At 68.8% G+C, this 551-nt stretch carries 1 protein-coding gene; it reads right to left on the bottom strand.

What is annotated here, in order from left to right:
- Positions 1-508, bottom strand: a 508-nt coding sequence (locus CFN78_RS28420) for a ketoacyl-synthetase C-terminal extension domain-containing protein (protein ID WP_276307387.1), incomplete at its 3' end; no start/stop codon positions are given.
- Positions 509-551: the final 43 nt, after the last annotated feature.

The following is a 551-nucleotide window of genomic DNA, read 5'->3' as shown; positions in this document are numbered from 1 at the left end:
GCCCCGCCAACCCCCGACCCATCCCCAACCACTGACTCCCCTGACCAGAAAACACAAAACACACCCCACCCCCACCCACCACACCACGAGCAACCTCAACCCCACCCAACAACACCGAACGATGCTCCAGCGCGGAGCGCTCCACGGCCAGGGCGCGGCCGACCCGCGCCGGGTGCGCGCCGGCCACGGAGGCCAGCACGCTGTCGCGTTGGGCGTCGAGCCCGGCGGCGGAGCGAGCCGAGATCACCCAGGGGACCAGCTCGGTCGGCACGGGCGGCTCCGGAGCCGGGGCTACCGGCTCGTGTTCCAAGACGACGTGGGCGTTGGTGCCGCTCAGGCCGAACGAGGACACCCCAGCCCGACGCGGATGATCGGTGACAGGCCATGCGGCCCGATCGGTCACCAGCTCCACCGCACCGGCACTCCAATCCACATGCGGCGTCGGCTCATCCACATGCAACGACCGCGGCACAACACCATGCCGCATCGCCATCACCATCTTGATCACACCAGCCACACCCGCAGCAGCCTGCGTATGACCCAAATTCGAC

Source organism: Amycolatopsis antarctica (assembly GCF_002262875.1).
Classification (GTDB): domain Bacteria; phylum Actinomycetota; class Actinomycetes; order Mycobacteriales; family Pseudonocardiaceae; genus Amycolatopsis; species Amycolatopsis antarctica.
Note: the sequence above shows the minus strand (reverse complement) of the source record. Positions and strands in the feature narration are given on the sequence as shown.